The following is a 21956-nucleotide window of genomic DNA, read 5'->3' on the forward strand; positions in this document are numbered from 1 at the left end:
GAGAACGACGATGGACTCGGGACGCAAGGCCACGAGCCGCGATGTGGCATCCCTGGCGGGCGTCTCGCAGACCACTGTCTCCTACGTCATGAGCGGGCGCCGCCCGGTCTCCGATCGCACCCGGCAGCGCGTGCTCGAGGCCATGGAGGAGCTCGGCTACAGTCCCGATGCCAGCGCCCGGGCCCTGCGGTCCCGGCGCGCCCGGGTGATCGGCGCCATGGTCCCCTATCGGGCCGGTGCCGACGCCGCGGCGCAGCATGAGCTCATCATCGCCCTGGCGCGCCGGGCGCGCATGCACGGCTACGACCTGCTGACCCTGACCACCGATGAGGGCGTGGCCGGCGTGCGGCGGGTCGTCTCCACCGGGCTGTGCGATGGCCTGCTCATCATGGAGGTGATCGACGACGATCCGCGCGCCCGCGAGGTGACCGCCGCTACGACGCCCGCCGTTTTCATCGGCCTGCCCGGCCATCCCGGGGCGATCGCCATCGACGCGGACTACGAGGCCGCGGGGCGCCAGGCCGTGGCCGAGCTGGTGGCGCGCGGGCACGGGCACCTGCACCTGGTTGGCAGCGCCGATGAGTCCGTGCGCGCCCTGGGCTTCCTGCGCCGCTTCGCTCAGGGCGCCTGCCAGCAGGCGCGCAGCGTCGAGGTGGGCCTGGCCGTGCACTCAGCGCAGCCCGGACTGTCCGGCGCCCTGAGCGCCGTGGCCGCCATGCGCCCCCAGGCGGGCGAGGCGATCATCCTGGGTCCTCTGATCGACGCCGATGACTGGGCCAACGCCCTGGAGCGCCAGGGCCTGAGGCCCGGCCAGGAGATCTCCCTGCTGGCCTCGGCATGGCGCGGCGCGCACGCCCACTCGCCCTACGAGCCGGCGCGTTTCGAGATGGGCAATGAGGCGCTGGCCGAGCAGGCGGTCGACCTGCTCATCGCCCACGTGGAGGACGATGAGGCCCAGGGGACTGAGCCGATCCTCCTGCCCGTGGCGCTGCAGCGCGGCAACACCCTCATCACCCGGGACTCCCCCGCTGCGAGCCGGCTGGGCTCCCCGCGGCGCTCTGCCGAGCCCAGCGCCTGAGCCTGGTCCGCCCCACTCGCCCGCCTCAGCAGTGCGCCGTGGCCAGCTCGCGCAGCTCGGTGATGGCGGCCAGGGCGTCGTCGGCCCGATAGACCGCGGAGCCGGCCACGAAGACATCGGCGCCGGCCTCCGCGGCGCGCTCAATGGTCTGGGCGGACACTCCCCCATCGACCTGGATGCGCAGGTCCAGACCGCCGCGTGACACCAGCCGGCGCGCGCGTTGGATCTTGGGGAGCATGGCCTCGATGAAGGACTGTCCGCCGAAGCCCGGCTCGACGGTCATGATGAGCAGCATGTCGAGCTCACCCAGCACATCGGCCACGGCCTCCAGGGGCGTGGCCGGGCGCAGGGCGATGCCCGCCCTGGCACCCAGGCGGTGCAGCTCACCGGCCAGGCGCACCGGAGCGGTGGTGGCCTCGGCGTGAGCGGTGACGGTGTGGCAGCCGGCCTCGGCATAGGCAGGTGCCCAGCGGTCGGCGTCCTCGATCATGAGATGGGCGTCCACCGGCAGGCCCGTGGCTCCCAGCACCGCCTCGACGACCGGCAGACCCCAGGACAGATTGGGCACGAAGTGGTTGTCCATGACATCGACGTGCACGCCGTCGGCCGTTGAGATCCGCGCGAGCTCCTCGCCCAACCGAGAGATATCGCAGTTGAGAATGGAGGGGTGGATCGCTGGAGAGGGCATGGCGGCTCCTGATGGGTCATGCGCTGCCGCGCGGCAGTCCCCCCATTGTGCCCCTGGGGCGCGCCGGCATGCCCCGGGCGCGCCGGATCGAGACGTGATCGCGGAGATCGCGGACCGACTGCGACGACCGGATGGAGGCCGGGCAACGGTCAGGAGGTCCGCCGCAGCAGGGCGCAGAACATGGCGTCCGTGGAATCGGTGTGGGGCCACAGCTGCAGCATCTGGGCCTCGGCCCCGGCCGGGGGCCGAGGAGCGATGCGCGTGGCGGCATCGCCGGCGTGCAGGACCTCGACCCCGATGCCGCCGCGCTCGAGCCGACGCAGCGCATCGCGCACCGCCAGACTGGTCTCCAGCACATGGGGCGAGCAGGTCACGTAGGCCACGACGCCCCCGACGCGCACGGCCGCCATCGCGCTGGCGAGCAGCTCGCGCTGAAGATCGGCCAGCTCTGCGACATCCGCCTGGCTTCGGCGCCACCGGGCCTCGGGCCTGCGGCGCAGCGAGCCCAGCCCCGAGCAGGGGGCGTCCACCAGGATCCGGTCATAGTGCCCCGGCTCCTCATGCCCGTAGCGGCGGCCATCATGGCAGCGCACCTCGGCCACCCCCGAGGCAATGGCCCGCAACGCGCCACGCACCAGATCCGCGCGATGCGGGGCGATCTCATTGGCCACCACGCGGGCGCCGCGCTGCGCGGCCACGGAGGCCAGGAGCGCCGCCTTGCCCCCGGGGCCGGCGCACATATCCAGCCAGCGCTCATCACGACCCTCAAGGCGCTCCTGGGCGAGCATGAGGGCCACGAGCTGGCTGCCCTCGTCCTCGACGGCCGCTCGCGAGTCGCGCACGGCGCCGATGCGACCCGGGTCGCCCCCGCCCAGCAGCACGGACACCGGGCTGATGTCGCCCAGCCGGGGCTCGTGCCCGCAGGCCGCCGCGGCCTGGCGCGCCAGGTGCTCGGGGGCGATGAGGCCGGGGCGGGCGCACAGGACGACCTGGGGATCCTCATTGTCGGCGGCAAGCAGCGCCCCGAGCTCCTCGTCGGGCCGCCCGTTGGCGATGAGCGCCTGGCGCAGGGCCTTGACGACCCAGACCGGGTGGGACTCCACCCAGGCCAGGGCCTGGGTCTCATCCCCCGCGCTCTCGCGCAGTTCGGCGATCCAGGCCTGGAGCGTCCTGCCCGCGATACGGCGCAGCACGGCGTTGACGAAGGTCGCGGCTCCGCGCCCTGCCGCCGTGGTGGCCAGGTCCACGGTGGCGGACACGGCCGCATGGCTGGGGACGCGCATGCCCAGCAGCTGGTGGGCGCCCAGGCGCAGCAGGTCCAGGACCACGGCATCGATCCTCTCCAGAGGCCGATCCACGCAGACGGCGATGATGGCGTCATAGCGGCCCTGGAGCCTGAGGGTGCCATAGGTCAGGGCGGTGGCCAGCGCCGCATCGCGACGCTCCAGGCCGCCGGCGTCCAGCAGTGGGGGAAGGACGAGATTGGCATAGGCCCCGTCCCTGCTCACCGCTGTCAGGGCGTCCAGGGCCACCTGGCGCGCCGGATCCTTCCCATGTCCAGCCCTGCCGGTGGTCGCCGCGCTCCCCCGGTCCCGGCCTGCCGGGCTCTTGGAGCGCCGTGCCCGGTCGTCCTGGCGACCGCGCTCCCGGCCCTGGCCGCGACGCTGTGCGCCTGCGTGCCCGCGCTCGTGGCGGCCGCGCTCCCGGCCCTGGCCCCGCCGCGAAGCCCTCGCCATCAGCCCCGGCTCCCGCCAGCGGGATCGCCGAGAAGCGCACCGGCGCTGAGCTGGGCGCCGCGGGCCCAGTCAGCGGCCTCCATCCAGGAGCGTCCCGCGGGGGCGACCCGCCCCAGGCGCACTGCGCAGCCCCCGGTGCCCACGTGAACCTCGTGCTTGAGCGCCCGGATCAGGCCGGGCAGCAGGTCGGTGATCTCGGGGAGGGGCTCGACCGGCCCCAGTCGCAAGCGCTTGCCCGCCCATGTGGTGTGGGCTCCAGGGGCGGGGGTCACGCCCCGGATGCGCCGGTCGATGGCCTGGGCGGGATCGCTCCAGCGGACCTGGCCGTCGGCAGCGCTGAGCATGGGGGCCAGCGTGGCCAGGGAGTCGTCCTGGGGCTCGGGCCTTGCCCCGGCCGCCACCCGGTCCAGGGCGTGGAGAACGAGCTGAGCGCCTGAGGTGGACAGACGGTCCAGGAGGTCGCCGCTGGTGTCGCGCGAGCCGATGGTCTCGGTCAGCCTGGCCACAACGGGGCCCGTGTCCAGGCCCTCCTCCAGCCTGAAGACGCATGCCCCGGTGATCTCCTCCCCGGCGATGATGGCCCGCTGCACGGGGGCTGCTCCCCGCCATGCGGGGAGCAGGGAGAAGTGGAGGTTGAGCCAGCCGTGCCCGGGGACGCTCAGCAGCTCGGCCGGCACCAGTCGCCCATAGGCGACGACGACGGCCGCATCGGCCTGCGCCCGGGTGATCCACTCCCCCACCTGGGGGTCCTTGAGCGTGTCCGGGGTGCGCACATCGAGTCCCGCCCGCCTGGCGGCGGCAGCCACGGGTGAGGCGCTCAGGCCCCGGCCCCGGCCCCGGCGGGAGTCGGCCCGGGTCAGGACGCCGACCACCTCGTGCTGGGATTCCATGAGCGCGGTCAGGGTGGGCAGGGCGACCTCTGGGGTCCCGGCGAAGAGAAGGCGCATGAGGGTCAGTCTACGAGCGGTTCCAGCAGGCCCAGGGATGTCAGCTCGGCCCGCAGACGACCGGCGCCGGTGAACAGATGGGTGCGCAGGCCCAGGGCCTGCGCCGTGGCGATGTTGGCCGGGGTGTCATCGACGAACAGGGTGCGCTCCGCGCTCAGCCCGTAGCGGGTGATGAGGAGGTCGAAGATCGCGGGATCGGGCTTGACCAGGTGCTCCCGGCCCGAGACCACCACGCCCTTGAAGCGCGCGAGCTGGGGCACGAGCCCGTCCGCGCCGTCAAAGGTGGGGGCGTCGAAGTTGGTCAGGCAGTACAGCGGGATGCCGGCGGCGAGCAGATCGTCGATCACGTCGGCGGTTCCGGGGACGGGTCCTGTCAGGGAGTGGGCGAAGTTCCGCCGATAGGTGCGCAGCAGCTCCGCCCAGTCGGGGCGCTGCGGGTGGCGGGCCATCAGTGCGGCCACCACCTCCTCAAAGGGAGTTCCGGCGTCAGACATGACGTTCCACTGGCTGAAGTCCGCCCCGGTGACGAACTCCTCCCACGTCTCCAGGGGGACGCGGCCCGCGATCGCGGCGGTCGCCTCCCAGGTGTAGAGGACGTTGCCGTAGTCGAGGATGACGGCCTCGATGGGCTGTGATGGCGCGGGCGCCGCGCCGCGGGCCGTGGCGTCGGCCATAGTGCGAGCAGCGCGAGCAGTGCGAGCAGTACGGGAGGGGTTCGGGTGGCTCATGCTCGTCATTGTTGCGCAGAGTGTGGTGCATCACCATGAGCCGGCCGGAGCCGTTAGCCGGTCATCGCCTGACGATGCGCTTTGGAGATCTGCGACAAGGCGCTCCCGCGAGCTCAGCCGGCCCGGAGCGCGGCCGGGAGATACGGCAGGCACCGAACGACCCCGACCAGGGACCAAGGTCTCAATGGTCAGATGAACTGGCTGGAGGATGCCGCAAACTGCCCCTCACCTGGGCTTCTCTTTGCCGGTGAGGTCTGGTACGCTCGTACCACTCCGGTACGGATGTACCAGGCGCGGCCGCTGGTCCACCAGGAGCCGCGCAATCGATCACACCATTCTTCAATGCGACGACACAACGCAGTGTCAGAGAGGGAGTCATGGGTTTCTCCGTGGATTCCGAAATCGGGAAGTTGAAGCAGGTCATCATCCACCGCCCCGGCAAGGAGATGCTCCGGCTGACCCCGCAGAACAAGGACCACCTGCTCTTCGATGACATCCTGTGGCTCGAGAAGGCCCAGGAGGAGCACGACCGCTTCGCCCAGATCCTGCGCGACAGAGGCGCCGAGGTCCTCTACCTCCAGGAGCTTTTGGCCCAGACCCTCCAGGTCGCCGAGGCCAAGTCCTACATCCTGGACTATGTCTTCAACGAGAACACCTGCGGTCCGCGCGCTGCCCAGACCGTGCGCGCCCTGGCCGAGTCCCTCCCCGAGCCCGAGCTCGCCGAGCTGCTCATCGCCGGTATCACCAAGGCGGAGCTCCTCGAGCGCACGACCGGCGCGGACTCCCTGGTCCTGTCCACCATGGAGGACGACGACCTCCTGCTGACCCCGCTGCCCAACCACCTGTTCACCCGGGACACCTCCTGCTGGATCTACGGGGGCGTGTCCATCAACTCGATGATGATGGAGGCCCGCCAGCGCGAGACCATCCACTACGAGGCCATCTACCGCTGGCACCCGCTGTTCGCCGGCTCGGACGTCCCGCTGTGGTCCGAGGGCCTGGCCGCGGGGCCCGCCACGGTCGAGGGCGGCGACGTCCAGATCATCGGCAACGGCGCCGTGCTCGTGGGCGTCTCGGAGCGCACCACCGCCCAGGGCATCGAGCGCCTGGCCTCCCGGCTGTTCAAGGGCGGCCAGGTCTCCCAGATCATCGCCGTCGAGATGAGCAAGAACCGCGCCCAGATGCACCTCGACACCGTGATGACCATGGTCGATAAGGGCACCTTCACCGTCTACGGCGACCTGGGCACCCTTCCCACTCTGACGCTGCGCCCCGGGGACGCAGAGGGGATCGAGATCACCCGCAACGCCCCCGAGGAGATGTACTCCGTGATCGCCAAGGCCCTGGGCATCGACAAGCTCCGCGTGCTCGTCACCCCCCAGGACTCCCGCGCCGCCGCCCGCGAGCAGTGGAACGACGGCTCCAACACCCTGGCCATCGCCCCCGGCGTCATCCTCACCTACGACCGCAACGTCAACACCAACCAGTTCCTCACCGACCACGGCATCGAGGTGCTGGCCGTTCCCGGCGCCGAGCTCGGCCGCGGCCGCGGCGGCCCGCACTGCATGAGCTGCCCGACCCTGCGCGAGCCGGTCGACGCCTGATCCCGGCGCTCGGCCGCCGGGGCGCGCATCTCCCACCTTCTGTCAATCCCTGTCACATCTATCCACATCAAGGAGTGCCACGATGACCCATCCCCTGCACAACAGGAGCTTCCTCAAGGAGCTCGACTTCTCCAAGGAGGAGTGGGGCAGCCTGCTCGAGCTCTCGGCCCAGCTCAAGGCGGACAAGAAGGCCGGGCGCGAGGTCAAGCGCCTGACCGGCAAGAACATCGCCCTGATCTTCGAGAAGACCTCGACCCGCACCCGCTGCTCCTTCGAGGTCGCCGCCTACGACCAGGGCGCCCAGGTCACCTACCTGGACCCCTCCGGCAGTCAGATGGGCCACAAGGAGTCCGTGGCTGACACGGCCCGAGTCCTGGGTCGCTTCTACGACGGCATCGAGTTCCGCGGCTCCAAGCAGGAGCACGTCGAGCAGCTCGCCGAGCTCTCCGGCGTGCCGGTGTGGAACGGCCTGACCGATGACTGGCACCCCACCCAGATGCTGGCCGACCAGCTGACGATGCTGGAGCACTCCGGCAAGCCGATCGAGGAGATCAGCTTCGCCTACCTGGGCGACGCCCGCAACAATGTGGCCAACTCCCTGCTCATCGCCGGCGCCCTCATGGGCATGGACGTGCGCATGGTGGCTCCCTCCGAGCTCCAGACCCCGCCCGAGGTGGTCAAGGAGGCCGAGCGCCTGGCCAAGGACTCCGGCGCCAAGATCCTGGTGACCGACGACGTGGCCGCCGGCGTGGCCGGGGTGGACTTCCTCTACACCGACGTGTGGGTCTCCATGGGCGAGCCCAAGGAGGTCTGGGACGAGCGCATCGCCCTGCTGCGCCCCTACCAGGTCAACGGCGAGCTGGTGAAGGCCACCGGCAACCCGGACGTGAAGTTCCTTCACTGCCTGCCCGCCTTCCACGACCGCAACACCACCGTGGGCGAGGACATCTTCGCCAAGACCGGTATGGACGGCCTGGAGGTCACCGACGACGTGTTCGAGTCCGAGCACAACGTCGCCTTCGACCAGGCTGAGAACCGCATGCACACCATCAAGGCCGTCATGGTGGCCACGCTGGGAGAGTGGGACTGAGCCGTGCGAATCGTTGTTGCTCTCGGGGGCAATGCCCTCCTGCGCCGCGGGGACAAGCCTGACGCCCGCACGCAGATTCACAATGTTCAGGTGGCCGCCACGGAGCTTGCCAAGCTCGCTCAGGAGCACGAGCTCATCCTCACCCACGGCAATGGCCCCCAGGTCGGGGTCCTGGCGCTGGAGTCGGCCAATGACGAGCGTCTCAGCGAGCCCTACCCCTTCGACACCCTGGGCGCCGAGACCCAGGGCATGATCGGGTACTGGCTGCTGCAGGCCCTGCAGAACGAGCTGCCCGGCAAGCATGTCGCGGCCATGGTCAACCAGACCCTGGTCCTGGGCAGCGATCCTGCCTTCGCCAACCCGACGAAGTTCGTCGGCGAGGTCTACTCCAAGGAGGAGGCCGAGCGCCTGGCCGAGGAGCGGGGGTGGACGGTCAAGGCCGACGGCGAGCACTACCGCCGCGTGGTCGGCTCCCCCCAGCCCCAGAGGATCATCGAGACCAGGATGATCCGCACCCTGGTCGACGCCGGTGCCGTGGTCATCTGCTCCGGTGGCGGCGGCGTGCCGGTGGTGCGCAACAGCGAGGGCAAGCTCGAGGGCATCGAGGCCGTCATCGACAAGGACCTGTCAGCCGCGGTCCTGGCCGAGGCGCTGGATGCCGACGCGCTGCTCATCCTCACCGATGTCGACGGCGTCTACGAGGGCTTCGGCACTGAGAACCAGCGCCGGATCCCGCAGGCCACCCCCGCCGAGCTGCGCGACATGGGCCTGCCCAGCGGCTCCATGGGGCCGAAGGTCGACGCGGTGTGCCGCTTCGTGGAGCTCGCCGGAGGCACCGCCGCCATCGGGCGCCTGGAGGATGCCTCGACCATCCTGGAGGGCACCGGCGGGACCATCGTCACTCTCGGAGGCTGATCACCAACCCTGTTCGCCAGAGGCGGCATCAGGCGCGACATGCCTGAGGCTCGCTTCCCGAACAGGCCTTGACCTGCAAGAATGTATCGGGCCTCAAGGAGGTGGTTTCACACCGGTACGCATGGGACCGCGCCGCTGCACCCCTGCATCGCGCAGCTCGGTCCCACTCAACGAAGCACAACCATCAGCAGTAAACAACCATCACAAAGGAGTGACTCACTCATGACGACGATCGTCAACTCGTGGAACGACTTCGACCCGCTCAAGCACGTCATCGTCGGACGCGCTGACTTCTCCGTCATCCCTCCCGAGGAGCCCGCCACCTCTGAGAAGGTGCCGATCGACTCCGAGATGCGCGGAATGTGGGGCCCCCGCCCCACCGCCACGGTCGAGGCCGCCAACGAGCAGCTGGACAACTACGCCAAGATCCTCGAGGGTCTGGGCATCAAGGTTGACCGGCCCACCCCGCTGCAGTGGAACCAGGCCATCACGACGCCCGACTTCCGTACCGAGTCCGGCTTCACCCAGATGCCCCCGCGTGACATCCTGCTCACCATCGGCAAGGAGATCATCTCCTCGGCCAACTCCTTCCGCTGCCGCTACTTCGAGTACCTGGCCTACTGGCCGCTCATGAAGCAGTACTTCGACGAGGACCCGGAGTTCCTGTGGACCCAGGCCCCCCGTCCTCGCCTGACCGACAAGTCCTACAAGCACAACTACTACGACGAGAAGATCTCCCTGGAGGAGCGTCTCGAGCGCACGGCCGCCAAGGACTTCGTCACCACCGAGTTCGAGCCCATGTGGGACGCCGCCGACGTCATGCGCGTGGGCAAGGACCTGTTCATCCAGCACGGCCTGACCACGAACAGGACGGCGATGGAGTGGTTCAAGCGCTACTACCCCGACCTGCGGGTGCACGCTGTGAACTTCCCCGGTGACCCCTACCCGATCCACATCGACGCGACCTTCGTGCCGCTGCGGCCGGGCCTGATCATCAACAACCCGCACCGTCGTCTGCCCGAGGAGCAGCGCAAGATCTTCGAGGCCAACGACTGGCAGATCGTCGACGCGGCTCAGCCGGCCCACGACACCCCGCCGCCGCTGTGCTACTCCTCGGTGTGGCTGTCCATGAACTGCCTGGTCATCGACCACAAGACCGTGTGTGTCGAGGCCAGCGAGGTCCACCAGATGGAGCAGATGGACAAGCTGGGCATGAACGTCATCCCGGTTCCCTTCCGCGACGCCTACGCCTTCGGCGGTGGTCTCCACTGCGCCACGGCGGACGTCTACCGCGAGGGCACCTGCGAGGACTACTTCCCGAACCAGGTCGACGACCCCACGCTCGTCTGATCCGGTGACACTCACCCGGGGGCGGCGGCCTGTCGACAGGCCGCCGCCCCCGGCACCACCGGCACCGCGCAGTGCCCCTCCCACCCACCTCCTACACCATCAGCCTCAATCACCACCACGTTATCCACATAGACAACTACGGCACCGCCACGGTGCAAACCCGCAAAGGAGCGGACGTTGGACACTTCAGGTCGTGAAAAGCTCAAGGGATTCGGCTTCATGTTCCTGTCCTCAAGCCTCATGGGAGGAATCGGCGCCTTTGCGCGCTACATCGAGGCGCCGGGGATCTTCATCTCCTTCAACCGGAGTTTTGCCGGCTTCATCGGAATGACCTTGATCTTTCTCGCCGCCAGGCGCTTTCACAAGTTCAAGGGGCTCAAGATCACTCCCGCGATCCTTCTCAGCGGCATCTTCCTGGGCCTGCTCTCCGGTCTCTACGTGATGTCCACCCAGATGACCACGCTGTCCAATGCGGCGTTCCTCATCTACACCGGCCCCATCTACTCCACGGTGCTGGCCACCATCTTCCTCAAGGAGCCCTTCACCAAGGTCACCGCCTTCTCCCTGGCCGCAGTGGTTGTCGGATGCCTGCTCATCATCGGCATCATCAACTACACCTCCGCCGAGGGCTTCACCGTCAGCCTGGACCTGGACCCGAAGTACATGGTGGGCAACATGGTTGCCCTGGCCTCCGGCGTGGCCTACGGCCTGTTCCTCTTCTTCAGCCGCTACCGCACTGATGTCGACTCCGATGTCAGGTCCTACCTCAACTTCACCTTCGCGATCGTCACCCTGGGAATCATCCTGGCCTTCATGCGGCCCAGCCTGGCGGAGATGACCACCAGGGGCTGGATCGTCCTGGCAGTGGCGGCAGTCATCACCGGATTCGGTGCGTTCTTCTTCCTGACCGTGGCCTCCAAGATCCTTCTTGCCGGCGAGCTGGCGACCATCTCCTATCAGGAGACGATCATGGCCACGATCCTGGGCATGGCGCTGTTCAGCGAGCACCTGGCCCTCATGCAGGCCATCGGCGGCGCGCTCATCATCATCGGTGGCGTCTCCCAGATCGTCTTCTCCACCAAGAAGCCCGTGGCCGGCGCTGTTGCCGAAGAGGAGCCGGTTGCCGTGAGCGCAGGCTCCTGATTCCTAACTTCTCCTCACCAACACCTTGACTCCGACGCAGACTCGCACATTGAGAGAGTGGGACACCCCATGAGCAGTGACGTCAATATCACCAGACTGGATGCCTTCACCTACCGGGAGCGACTGGCCGCCCAGCCTCAGCCCCCGATCCTCATCCCCGTGGGCGCCATCGAGCAGCACGGCCCCCACATGCCCCTGGGGGTCGACATGCTGCTGTCCACGCGCATGGCCGAGCTCGCCGCAGAGCGCATCGGCGCCCTGGTGGGCCCCACCGTGACCACCGGCTACAAGTCGCAGCAGCGCTCGGGCGGCGGCAATCACCTCATCGGCTCCTTCGGATTCGATGCGGCAACGGTGATCGGCATCTGCCAGACCCTGGTCAGGGAGCTGACCAGGCACGGCGCCCGGCGCATCGTGTTCGTCAACGGGCACTACGAGAACTACCAGTTCATCTACGAGGGAGTGGATCTGGCACTGCGCGAGATCGGTGACCAGGACGCTCCATCGGTCATGATCCTGTCCTACTGGGACTTCGTCACCGAGGAGGTCATCGCCCAGCTCTATCCCGACGGCTTCCCCGGGTGGGATGTCGAGCACGGAGGGGTTATGGAGACCTCCCTGATGCTCGAGTACTTCCCCGAGCAGGTGGCGATGGACCGCGTCATGGATCTGCCACCCGCCGACCTTCCCCTCTACGACCTTCTGCCCGTCGACCCCTCCTTGACTCCGAGCTCAGGCTGCCTGTCCTCGGGGCTGGCGGCATCGGCGGACAAGGGCCGCATCCTCGCCGAATCGATCGTCTCCGGCATCGCCGAGTCCATCACCGGCAGATTCGGCATGTAGAGCAACGCCTCCCTGGGGCCGTGCGATGACGCATGCCGTCGCACGGCCCCAGGTGTCAAGCCTCCGGACCGGTGGCAGAGGGGGCCGCAGCCCGCCTCTGCCAGGTCGAGCTTGACGGGACCGGGCCCGACGGCCCGGATCCCAGCACTCGTGATGACGCTCATGCGTCATCAATCCCATCGATCCGCTCACGAAAGAACCTCAACAACAATGTCCCAGTCCACCGCGACGACCGCCGCCAAGGCCCCAACGACGGCTGGCGAGTACGTCATGAACAAGAAGCTCGGCGCCATCGCCATGCTTCTGTCCGCCACCGGCATGGGCCTGGTCGGCACCATCAGCCGGGGCGCCACCGCCGGGCTCGCCGACGCCGACAAGTCCGTCATCGGATCCTTCCTGGCCTTCGGCCGCATGACCACCGGCTGCCTTGGATTCCTGCTCATCCTGTGGCTGACCAAGAAGGTCGGGCTGTTCCGCTCCACCAAGCTGAGCATGACCGTCATCCTGGGCGGAGTGTGCATCGGCCTGTCCCTGGGCTTCTACATCTCCTCCACCCTTATGACCTCGATCGCCAACGCGGTCTTCCTCATCTACACCGGCCCCCTGTTCTGCGCGATCCTCGCCCGCATCTTCCGCAAGGAGCACATCTCCGCCCTGGCGGCGGTCTTCCTCTCCCTGGTGTTCGTGGGCATGCTCCTGACCATTGGCATCATCGACTTCAAGAACGGCGGCTTCGTCTTCGGCCTGGACCTGTCAGCGACCTCCACGGAGTACCCCAACAAGGCGCTCGGTGACCTCTTCGGCCTGCTGTCCGGCGTCTTCTACGGCCTGGCCATGTTCTTCTACGGCTACCGCAAGGACATCGACTCCGTGGTGCGCGGTGTGTGGAACTTCCTGTGGGCGGCCGTGGCCACCCTCATCATGTCCATCATCCTGAGCCCCTGGCACGGCGTGTCGACCTTCACCGCCTACAACTGGAGGTGGGCGGTGGCCCTGTTCCTCGTCTGCGGGCTGTTCGCCCTGGGCTTCCTCGTCGTGGCCGGGCGGAACCTGCCTGCTGTGGAGTACTCCACCATCGCCTACTGGGAGTGCCCGGTCGCGATCCTGTGCGGCCTGCTCGTGTGGGGTGAGAGCCTGACGCCCGTCGGGGTGATCGGCGGCCTGCTCATCGTCGGCGGCGGTCTGGCCCCGATCGTGCTGGACATGATGAAGCGCCGCGGCTGACCCAAGGCTGGATGACGGCTGAAAGTCCTTGGCCTGTCTGTGACCTGCGGATATGATGGTCACAGGCAGGCACCGGCGCCTGCCGCATCCAGCCTTGGAGCGCCATGCGCGCCCACATGATTGCATCCTGCACGGTAGAGAGCACCAACATGAGTACCAATGCCAACCATCAGCACGCGACTCACCCAGATGAGCATGAGAGGGCGGTTGCGCTGAGCCGCGCCGCCAAGGCCAGCTTCATCGGCAACTTCATCGAGTGGTTCGACTACGCCTCCTACGGCTACCTCGCTGTGATCATCGGTCGCGTCTTCTTCCCCGAGTCGGAGTCCGGGCTTCAGACACTGTCCGCCTTCGCGGTGTTCGCCATGTCCTTCATCCTGCGCCCCGTGGGAGCCGTCGTGTGGGGCGCCTGGGGAGACCGCTGGGGCCGCCGCTGGGCGCTGTCCTGGTCCATCCTCATCATGTCCGGATCGACCTTCCTCATCGGCATCCTGCCCGGATTCGCCGCTATCGGCTGGTGGGCCGCGATCCTTCTTCTCCTCCTGCGCATGGTCCAGGGCTTCTCGGCCTCCGGGGAGTACGCCGGAGCCGGCACCTTCCTGGCGGAGTACGCCCCTGCCTCCAAGCGGGGCATGTACACCAGCCTGGTTCCCGCCTCCACCGCCACGGGCCTGCTGGCCGGCTCCCTCATGGTCTCGGGCATGCTCGTCGTCATGGATGATGCCGCCATGCAGTCCTGGGGCTGGCGGATCCCCTTCCTGCTGGCCGGGCCCCTGGGTCTCATCGGCCGCTACATCCGTGTCCACCTGGAGGACTCCCCCGTCTACCAGGCCATGGTCGAGGAGCTGCCCTCAGAGCCCAAGTCCTCCAACTGGGCCGAGCCGCTGCGTCTCCTCGCCTACAACCACCTCGGTGACGTCCTCATCACCTTCGGCGTGTCCTGTCTCAATGCCGTGGCCTTCTACATGCTGCTGAGCTACATGCCCACCTACGTCCATGAGGAGCTCGGCTTCAGCCAGGACACCGCGACCATGGCCACCTCGATCATGCTCACGGTCTACATCGCCGCGATCTTCTTCATGGGGCATCTCTCGGACTCCTTCGGGCGCCGCAAGATGCTCATCGCGGCCTGCGTGGCCTTCATCGTCCTGACCGTGCCGCTCTTCTACGTCATGACGCATGCCGCCGGGATGCTCTGGGTGGTCATCGCATGCCAGATCGTCTTCGCTCTCATCCTCACGGCCAATGACGGCACCCTGGCCACCTTCCTGGCCGAGTCCTTCCCCACCAATGTCCGCTACTCCGGATTCGCCCTGTCCTTCAACGGTGCCAATGCCCTGCTGGGTGGAACCACGCCGCTCATCGTCACGTGGCTCATCAAGGTCACTGGCGTCACCCTGGTGCCCGCCTTCTACCTGACTGCCGTTGCGATCATCGCGATGATCGCGATCGTCAAGTCCCGGGTCATTCATGGCTCCGAGCTCACCGAGGCCGTCGGCGAGGGCGCCTCGGATGAGTAGGTGACGATGACACGCCCTGGGACCAGCGGCTGAGACATCAGCGCGCTCACCAGGAACGCTGCAGGGCTCCGGCCTACGATGGCCGTCATGGTTGATGCCACGATAACGGAGGAGATCATGGAGACAACCGCCCTCACGCAGGTCGTGCCCGATTCCGGTCTACCGGACTCGGGCACGACTCCCCGGGGAAACGACCGCCGGCAGGCCATCATCGAGGCCGCTGCGGCACAACTACGAGAGTCCGGGCCATCGGGGGTCAGCCACCGCAGCGTGGCAAAACGGGCGGGATGCTCGCTGTCTGCCACCACCTACTACTTCAAGGGCCTCGATGACCTGCTCCACCACGCGGGCCTGCACAATATCTCGCTGTGGGCCGCCCGCGCGGAGCGCGTGGCCGACCAGGTCGAGTCCCTGTCCGGGCCGCTGCGCATCGAGCAGCGGGTCTCCCACCTGCTGCGAGCCACCCTTCCCGCGCAGGGTCCCTATATGGGCCACTACCTTCAGCTGATCGCCGCGGGGACCTCGGCCCCGGTGGAGCAGGCCTACCGCGAGGGGCGCCAGCGCCTCAATGCCGCCGTCTCCCGGGTCCTGGAACACCTGGGCAGTCCTGTGGAGCCCGAGATGGTCATCGCGGTGGTCGACGGCGCCGCTGTCACGGCCCTGAGCGAAGGCCGTGACGTGCGCGCCACCGCTGCGCAGTACCTGACCATCCTCATCAGCGCGGCCAACGGTCTGCCGGTGCCGCAGGTCGTGGAGACCCGCAGCACCTGAGCCTCACCCAGCTCACCATGGCTCACCACAGCTCACCACAGCACGGTGGGATCCACCTCGACGCGCACCGGCTCCTCGCGCCTGATGGAGCGCTCCCGCATGGCCAGGAGCAGGGCCCTGGCCAGGTCGTGGCCGCGGGACAGGGGCGCTCTGACCAGCGCCCGCGCCGTCGGCGCCTGGGCGGGCTCGCGGCGGGGCATGACTGGCCCCAGCACCTCGAAGCCGCTCGATAGTTGTGCGGCCAGGCTCTCCACCTCGCGCTGCGGGCCATCGATCCTGGCGGCCCGCCAGGCCGGCGGCAGGTGGAGCTCGGCCCTGTCAGCCAGTTCACGACTCGCGTATCCGGCATGATCCCAGCGCAGGAAGGCCTGGGACACCGTCTGATCGGGATGGCCCAGGAGCATGACTCGAGCATCGGGTCGCGCGAGCACGGCCGCATTCGTCCAGCGCCGCAAGGCCTCACTGCCCGCACCAAGATCCGCCCGGGCTGACAGCGCCGCGCCGTCGAGCAGCAGCACGGCCCGGTAGCCTCCCTGAGCCACGGGCTCAGCGCCCGGGGTGGCCACGACCAACCGGGGCGAGTCGTCGACCGAGCGCAGCACGCCGTGGTCCTCCCTGGCACCCGAGATCACCACCGGGGTGCCTGGCAGTGCCCTGCCCAGCTCCTCACCGGTGCGCGTCGAGCCGACCACTACCATGCGCAGTGCCTGCCCGCCGCATTCGGTGCAGGTCCAGGCTCCTTGGGGCCTGGCGCACCAGCGGCAGAAGGTCCTGTGGTCGCGGAGCATCGCCAGCGGTCCGCCGCAGTGCCTGCAGCGCGCCGCAGTGCGGCAATCGGCGCAGGCGACCATGGGGGCGTATCCGGATCGGGGCACCTGGACCAGAACCGGGCCCTCGGTCAGCCCTTCCTTGAGGAGCCGGTGCGCCAGGGAGGGGATGCGCGCCGATCCTGAGGCGCCCTCGGCATCCAGCTCGGGAAGACCGGGAACCTCGATCCTCGGGGCGCATTGGCGCCTGAGCTCCCTGGGGGCCAGCAGGTCAGCGCACCATCCCTGCTCAACGAGGGACTGGGCCTCCACGGTGCGGGTGTACCCGGCCAGGAGGAGCCCGGCGCCCTCCAGGGAGGAGCGCAGCGCCAGCACCGTGCGCGCGTGGACATAGGGGGCGCGGCGCTCATCGAGGCGGTGGTCGCCGTCATCCCAGATGACGGCCAGTCCCAGGCGATGAACCGGGGCGAAGGCTGCGGCGCGCGTGCCCACCACAACGCGGGAGCGCCCCAGCAGCAGCTTGAGAAAGGCCCGGTAGCGTCGAGCGGGCCCGTGCTCGGCGGACAGGACGACGACGTCCTCGTCCTGAAGGGCGCCGCTCAGCGAATCGGCCAGCTCATCGGCCTGGTCGGTGGTCGCCACCACGATGAGCACGCCACGATCGCCGGCCAGGGCTGCACGCACGGCAAGGGCCAGGCATTGCGCCCGGGCGCCCGAGCCACCCGGGGGCAGCGCGCACCAGGCGCCACGGGGGGCACCGCCGTCGGCCAGCTCGCTGAGGAACTGCGGGCCGCCGTCATAGGACTCCCAGACGGCGGGCTGGGGGGCCTGCCAGGTGGCCAGGCGGACCGGGGCCTGATCGCGCATGGCGGCCTCGGTGGTGGCATGACGCTGAGGGACGGCCAGGCGCACAAGATCAGCACGAATGCCCGCCTGACGCGCTGCCAGGGCATCGATGAGGCGCCTGGAGGCCTCGGGCAGCACCGGCAGATCGGAGACCACCCGCCGCACCTGAGTCAACAGCCCCAGGTGGGTGGTGGTCGAGGCGCGCTCCCACACCCATCCGCGCATCTCCTGACCGCCGAAGCGCACCATCACCTGCGTGCCGGGGCGGGCCTGCTCGGCGAGCTCCGCGGGCACGGCGTAGTCGAAGACACGGTCCAGATGCGGCACCGAGGAGTCCAGCAGCACGCGCGCCACGGGACGGTCCACGCCCGCAACGCGCACGGTGCGCGAGGACGCCTCGGGAATGTCCAAGAGCTCGCCCTGGGTGCCGAGCGGGGCCGGCTCACTCAGCCCCGCTCCCCCGCTCAGCCCCATGGCGACTCCCCCATACTCGCCGATCACACCGCCTGGCGCAGGGCCTCGACGCGGTCCGTGGCCTCCCAGGCGAAGCCGGGACGGCCGAAGTGCCCGTAGACACTGGTGGCCCGGTAGATGGGGCGCAGCAGGTCCAGGTCGCGCACGATGGCCGCGGGCCGCAGGTCGAAGACCTCCTCGACGGCGGCCTGGATGCGAGCGGGGGCCACTGACTCGGTGCCGAAGGTCTCCACGTACAGGCCCACGGGTCGCGCCGAGCCGATCGCATAGGCCACCTGGATCTCGCAGCGGCGCGCCAGGCCCGCCGCCACGACGTTCTTGGCCACCCAGCGCATGGCGTAGGAGGCCGAGCGGTCCACCTTGGAGGGGTCCTTGCCCGAGAAGGCGCCGCCTCCGTGACGGGACATGCCCCCATAGGTGTCCACGATGATCTTGCGTCCGGTCAGGCCGGCATCCCCAACCGGTCCGCCGATGACGAACTGCCCGGAGGGGTTGACCAGCAGGTCCATGGAGGAGGCGTCCAGCTCCAGGCCCTGGGCCGCCTGCTCCTGAAGAACCGGGGCGATGACCTGGGAGGAGATGGCATCGGTGAGCCAGGCGCGACTGCGGTTCTCATCGTGCTGGGTGGACACGACCACGGTCTCCAGACTGACGGCGCGATCGCCGTCGTATCCGATGGTCACCTGGGTCTTGCCGTCGGGGCGCAGGCCCTCCACGATTCCTCTCTTGCGAACCTCGGCCAGGCGCTCGGCCAGGCGGTGGGCCAGATGAATCGGGGCGGGCATGAGGGCGGAGGTCTCATCACAGGCGTAGCCGAACATGAGGCCCTGGTCCCCGGCGCCCTGAAGGTCAAGAGGATCAATGGCCTGAGCATCGACCCGCGCCTCCAGGGCCTTGTCCACGCCGGCGGCGATATCCGGGGACTGCTGACCGATGGAGACTGACACGCCGCAGGAGCGGCCGTCGAAGCACACATCGGAGGAGGTGTAGCCGATCCGCGTGATCTCGGAGCGAACGATCTCGGGGATCTCGACATAGGCGCGCTCGGTGGTGACCTCGCCGGCCACATGCACCAGGCCGGTTGTCACCATCGTCTCCACTGCCACGCGCGCGGTGGGGTCCTGCTCGAGGATGGCATCCAGAATCGCGTCGGAGACCCGGTCGCAGATTTTATCGGGGTGTCCCTCAGTGACGGATTCGGAGGTGAACAGGCGCAGAGATGATGTCACTCGGCAATGGTAACCATGCGGCACCGACAACAATCGGTGGCGTGTCACACGGGGGCGGACCCTGGACCACCGTCCAGGCGCTCGCCGATCAGGGCGATCAGCGCGCGGGCGACGTCCTCCTTGCTCCCCTGGGCCTGCGCGACACGCTCGCCCTTGCGGTCCAGCACGATGACGCTGTTGGGCACCTCGCCGAATCCGCGCCCGCCCCCGACCTGGTTGACGGCCAGGAGGTCCGCGCCCTTGCGCCGGGCCTTGGCCGCGCCGTGCTCCAGCACCCCGGCGGCCTCGTCGCCGGTCTCGGCGGCGAATCCCATGACGATCTGGCCGGGCCGGGGCGGATCGGCAACCAGGCCGGCCAGAATGTCCGGATTCTCCGTCAGGTCGATCGCAGCAGGTGAGGCGGCTGGACCGTCTGGACCGTCTGCGGCGTCATGCTTCTTGATCTTGGTGGCGGCCACGCGGGCGGGTCGGTGATCGGCGACGGCGGCGGCCATGATGACGGCATCGGCATCCGTCGCGGCCCGACGCACGGCGGCCTCCATCTCCAGGGCGGTTCCCGCCGGGACGGTCTCCACTCGCGCGGGCAGGGCCGCCAGCAGCTCGGGGCTGACATGCGCCTGCACCAGGGTGACGCGCGCCCCGCACTGCGCCGCCGCTGCGGCAAGGGCGCAGCCCTGCCTCCCCGAGGACCAGTTGCCCAGGAATCGCACCGGGTCGATCGGCTCTCGGGTGCCTCCTGCGGAGACCACGATGTGCCGGCCTGTCAGGTCCGGCGCCCCCGGGTGGGCGGGGCCGGCTGGAGCCGTCGCGCGTCTGAGCAGGGCCAGGGCCTCGTGGACGATCCGCTCGGGCTCGGGCAGGCGGCCAAGACCCGAGTCCTTTCCGGTCAGGGGCCCGTCATCGGGGTCCATGACCATCAGGCCGCGGCTGCGGAGCCGGCTGACGTTCTCCTGGGTGGCGGCGTTGAGCCACATCTGGGTGTGCATGGCTGGGGCGATGAGCACCGGCGCCGCGGTGGTGAGAAGGGTGGCCGTGAGCATGTCATCGGCCCGGCCCGCCCTGACCCGGGCGATGAGGTCTGCTGAGGCGGGAGCGACGACCACCAGGTCGGCCCACTCGGCCACCGCCACATGCTCGACGGCGGCGGGATCCTCGAAGATGCCGCTGGCGATGGGCTGCCCGCTGATCGCGGCCAGCGCTGGGGCGCCGATGAAGCGCAGCGCGGACTGCGTGGCCACCACCTTGACCTCGTGCCCCGCCTCGCGCAGCTGCCGGATGATGAAAGGGGCCTTGTAGGCCGAGATGGAGCCGGAGACCCCCAGGACGATGCGCGCGGTGCCCCTGCGGGGCGAGGAATGCGCCTGCATTGGCGTGGGCGCCCGTGCCTAGAACTCGATGTCGTCCAGGCTGGTGGTCTCAGCCTCGGAGTCTCCCAGGGAGAGGGGGGCGTCCAGGTCGATGTCGGAGAACATGTCCTCCTCCGCGGCGCGACGGGCCTCCTCGGCCTCGGCGCGGCGGGCGCGGGCGACATCCCCGGGAATGACCTCGAGCTTGTCCGCCGCGATCTCGCGCAGTGCGATGCCCAGGGACTTCTCCTCCAACTCGGTCTCGACCAGGGGGCCGAAGAACTCGAACTGGTTGTCCTCGAGCTGCTGGGTGTAGGTGTTGATCTGCCGGGCGCGCTTGGCCGCCTCCACCACCAGGCCGTACTTGGAGTCGACCTTCGCCAGGAGGTCGTCGATCGGCGGGTTGGTGATGCCCTCGGGCTGGGGTGAGGTTCCGAGCATGTGTGTGACTCCGGTTCTTGAGGGTAGATGCTGCGCCGGGACAGTCTAGCCCCTGAGTCCCATGAGGGACTCGATCTCATCCGTGGCACGTGCCACGGAGTCGTTGATCACGGTGTGGTCGAACTCGCCTGCGGCCTCCATCTCAACCCGGGCGGTGGCCAGGCGCCGCTCCTGCTCGCGCTGGCCCTCAGTGCCCCGGCCGACCAGCCGGGAGACGAGCTCCTCCCAGCTGGGAGGAGCGATGAAGACCAGGCGGGCATCGGGCATGGCCGCTCGCACCTGCCGGGCACCGGCCAGGTCGATCTCCAGCAGTGCGGGAGCCCCGGCCTCAAGGCGCTGGATGACGGGGCGCCTGGGCGTGCCATAGCGGTGGCAGCCGTGGACGGTGGCCCATTCGAGCATCTGCTCGTCATCGACGAGCGCGTCGAACTCCTCATCGCTGATGAAGTGGTAGTGGGTCCCGTCGATCTCCCCGCAGCGAGGACTGCGGGTGGTGGCGGAGACCGACACGAAGAGCCCGGGGTGGCGACGCCGCAGCTCGGCCACGATCGTTCCCTTGCCGACGGCGGTGGGACCGGCCAGCACGGTCAGCCGGGCCGCACCGTCATGGCCAGGGGGCGCAGCCCGATGAGAGGCATGGGTCATGGGCACATGATGGCCCATGGCGAGGACACCGTGCCAGCGCGACTCAGGGCGTGATCCCATGATCTGCGCGCCGTTGCGAAGAGGAGCCGCCCTGCGTCGATAATCCGTGCCGGGAGGGGGCTGCCTCATCCTCCCGGCACGGAGCCTGTGAGATCAGCCGAATCGGCTGATGAGCTCCGCCCGCTGGTTGGCCCCAAGACCACGGACGCGGCGGGACTCGGCGATGCGCACCTCGGTGAGGATGGCATCTGCGGTGGTCACCCCCACCCGGGGCAGGGAGAGCAGGAGGGCCTTGACCTTCATCTTGGCCAGCACCTCCTCGCGATCCGCGGCCTCGAAGAACTCCGAGAGTCTCATCGTCCCGCTCTTGAGCTCGGCCTTGACCTCGGCACGTCGAAGGCGCGCAGCGGCAGCCTTCCTCAGTGCCTCGCTCCTCTGTTCTGGTGTCAGCGTGGGAAGCGCCATGAGTGTCCTCCTTAACCTCATCGTCGGTGACACACAACACCAGGATAAAACTGTTGAGAGGTTTCCGCAGCGCGAGCGCGCCGCGAAATCCCCCTTGAGTAGGATT

Annotated in this window: 20 protein-coding genes; 10 read left to right on the plus strand and 10 right to left on the minus strand. The window is 68.9% G+C overall.

What is annotated here, in order from left to right; genetic code table 11:
• Positions 1-10 precede the first annotated feature (10 nt).
• Entirely contained in the window at positions 11-1078 is a 1068-nt protein-coding gene (locus EL266_RS09625; RefSeq protein WP_051281326.1) for a LacI family DNA-binding transcriptional regulator, read from the plus strand.
• Positions 1079-1103: 25 nt separating this feature from the next.
• On the opposite strand, the gene rpe is transcribed toward EL266_RS09625, so the two are convergent.
• The 4 genes from rpe to EL266_RS09645 all read right to left on the minus strand — a co-directional run bounded on the left by rpe (position 1104) and on the right by EL266_RS09645 (position 5177).
• On the minus strand, positions 1104-1766 hold the full coding sequence (gene rpe, locus EL266_RS09630) for a ribulose-phosphate 3-epimerase (RefSeq protein WP_026427447.1): 663 nt from the start codon (positions 1764-1766) through the stop codon (positions 1104-1106).
• 149 nt (positions 1767-1915) lie between these two features.
• A complete protein-coding gene (locus EL266_RS09635; RefSeq protein WP_084500953.1) occupies positions 1916-3502 on the minus strand; it encodes an RsmB/NOP family class I SAM-dependent RNA methyltransferase in 1587 nt (528 codons plus the stop codon).
• Complete coding sequence (gene fmt, locus EL266_RS09640) at positions 3502-4449, minus strand: methionyl-tRNA formyltransferase (protein WP_026427449.1); 948 nt, start codon at positions 4447-4449, stop codon at positions 3502-3504. The genes EL266_RS09635 and fmt overlap by 1 nt, the downstream gene beginning before the upstream one ends.
• A gap of 5 nt (positions 4450-4454) precedes the next feature.
• The gene (locus tag EL266_RS09645) at positions 4455-5177 is read right to left on the minus strand and encodes an HAD family hydrolase (protein ID WP_331852920.1); all 723 of its coding nucleotides are present in this window, start codon (positions 5175-5177) and stop codon (positions 4455-4457) included.
• Between the two features lie 377 nt (positions 5178-5554).
• On the opposite strand from EL266_RS09645, the gene EL266_RS09650 reads away from it, so the two are divergent.
• The 9 genes from EL266_RS09650 (at position 5555) to EL266_RS09690 (ending at position 15637) form a co-directional block, all read left to right on the plus strand.
• Positions 5555-6781 (plus strand): arginine deiminase, encoded by a 1227-nt coding sequence (locus tag EL266_RS09650; protein WP_026427451.1) that lies wholly within the window; start codon positions 5555-5557, stop codon positions 6779-6781.
• A gap of 82 nt (positions 6782-6863) precedes the next feature.
• Positions 6864-7871 (plus strand): ornithine carbamoyltransferase, encoded by a 1008-nt coding sequence (argF, locus tag EL266_RS09655; RefSeq protein ID WP_026427452.1) that lies wholly within the window; start codon positions 6864-6866, stop codon positions 7869-7871.
• Between the two features lie 3 nt (positions 7872-7874).
• Positions 7875-8786 (plus strand): carbamate kinase, encoded by a 912-nt coding sequence (arcC, locus tag EL266_RS09660; RefSeq protein ID WP_034515245.1) that lies wholly within the window; start codon positions 7875-7877, stop codon positions 8784-8786.
• Positions 8787-9008: 222 nt separating this feature from the next.
• Positions 9009-10136 carry a serine/threonine protein kinase gene (locus EL266_RS09665; RefSeq protein WP_026427453.1) on the plus strand — a complete coding sequence of 376 codons (1128 nt, stop codon included), beginning with the start codon at positions 9009-9011 and terminating at the stop codon, positions 10134-10136.
• Between the two features lie 177 nt (positions 10137-10313).
• Positions 10314-11279, plus strand: a complete 966-nt coding sequence (locus tag EL266_RS09670; RefSeq protein ID WP_232012006.1) for a DMT family transporter — start codon at positions 10314-10316, stop codon at positions 11277-11279.
• A gap of 69 nt (positions 11280-11348) precedes the next feature.
• A complete protein-coding gene (locus EL266_RS09675; protein ID WP_026427454.1) occupies positions 11349-12122 on the plus strand; it encodes a creatininase in 774 nt (257 codons plus the stop codon).
• 210 nt (positions 12123-12332) lie between these two features.
• Entirely contained in the window at positions 12333-13346 is a 1014-nt protein-coding gene (locus EL266_RS09680; protein ID WP_026427455.1) for a DMT family transporter, read from the plus strand.
• A gap of 149 nt (positions 13347-13495) precedes the next feature.
• The gene (locus EL266_RS09685) at positions 13496-14866 is read left to right on the plus strand and encodes an MFS transporter (protein WP_026427456.1); all 1371 of its coding nucleotides are present in this window, start codon (positions 13496-13498) and stop codon (positions 14864-14866) included.
• Positions 14867-14953: 87 nt separating this feature from the next.
• On the plus strand, positions 14954-15637 hold the full coding sequence (locus EL266_RS09690; RefSeq protein ID WP_232012007.1) for a TetR/AcrR family transcriptional regulator: 684 nt from the start codon (positions 14954-14956) through the stop codon (positions 15635-15637).
• Between the two features lie 32 nt (positions 15638-15669).
• On the opposite strand, the gene EL266_RS09695 is transcribed toward EL266_RS09690, so the two are convergent.
• The 6 genes from EL266_RS09695 to mihF all read right to left on the minus strand — a co-directional run bounded on the left by EL266_RS09695 (position 15670) and on the right by mihF (position 21850).
• Positions 15670-17724 carry a primosomal protein N' family DNA-binding protein gene (locus EL266_RS09695; protein ID WP_197719306.1) on the minus strand — a complete coding sequence of 685 codons (2055 nt, stop codon included), beginning with the start codon at positions 17722-17724 and terminating at the stop codon, positions 15670-15672.
• Between the two features lie 23 nt (positions 17725-17747).
• Positions 17748-18953, minus strand: coding sequence for a methionine adenosyltransferase (gene metK / locus EL266_RS09700; RefSeq protein WP_026427458.1), 1206 nt, complete (start codon positions 18951-18953; stop codon positions 17748-17750).
• Positions 18954-18997: 44 nt separating this feature from the next.
• The gene (gene coaBC / locus EL266_RS09705; RefSeq protein ID WP_034515200.1) at positions 18998-20320 is read right to left on the minus strand and encodes a bifunctional phosphopantothenoylcysteine decarboxylase/phosphopantothenate--cysteine ligase CoaBC; all 1323 of its coding nucleotides are present in this window, start codon (positions 20318-20320) and stop codon (positions 18998-19000) included.
• An 18-nt stretch (positions 20321-20338) separates the two neighbouring features.
• Positions 20339-20740: a DNA-directed RNA polymerase subunit omega gene (gene rpoZ / locus EL266_RS09710; protein WP_026427459.1), complete on the minus strand. Its 402-nt coding sequence runs from the start codon at positions 20738-20740 to the stop codon at positions 20339-20341.
• 45 nt (positions 20741-20785) lie between these two features.
• Positions 20786-21385: a guanylate kinase gene (gene gmk, locus EL266_RS09715; protein WP_026427460.1), complete on the minus strand. Its 600-nt coding sequence runs from the start codon at positions 21383-21385 to the stop codon at positions 20786-20788.
• A 153-nt stretch (positions 21386-21538) separates the two neighbouring features.
• Positions 21539-21850, minus strand: a complete 312-nt coding sequence (gene mihF / locus EL266_RS09720) for an integration host factor, actinobacterial type (protein WP_026427461.1) — start codon at positions 21848-21850, stop codon at positions 21539-21541.
• Positions 21851-21956: the final 106 nt, after the last annotated feature.

The organism is Actinomyces slackii, from assembly GCF_900637295.1.
Lineage (GTDB): Bacteria > Actinomycetota > Actinomycetes > Actinomycetales > Actinomycetaceae > Actinomyces > Actinomyces slackii.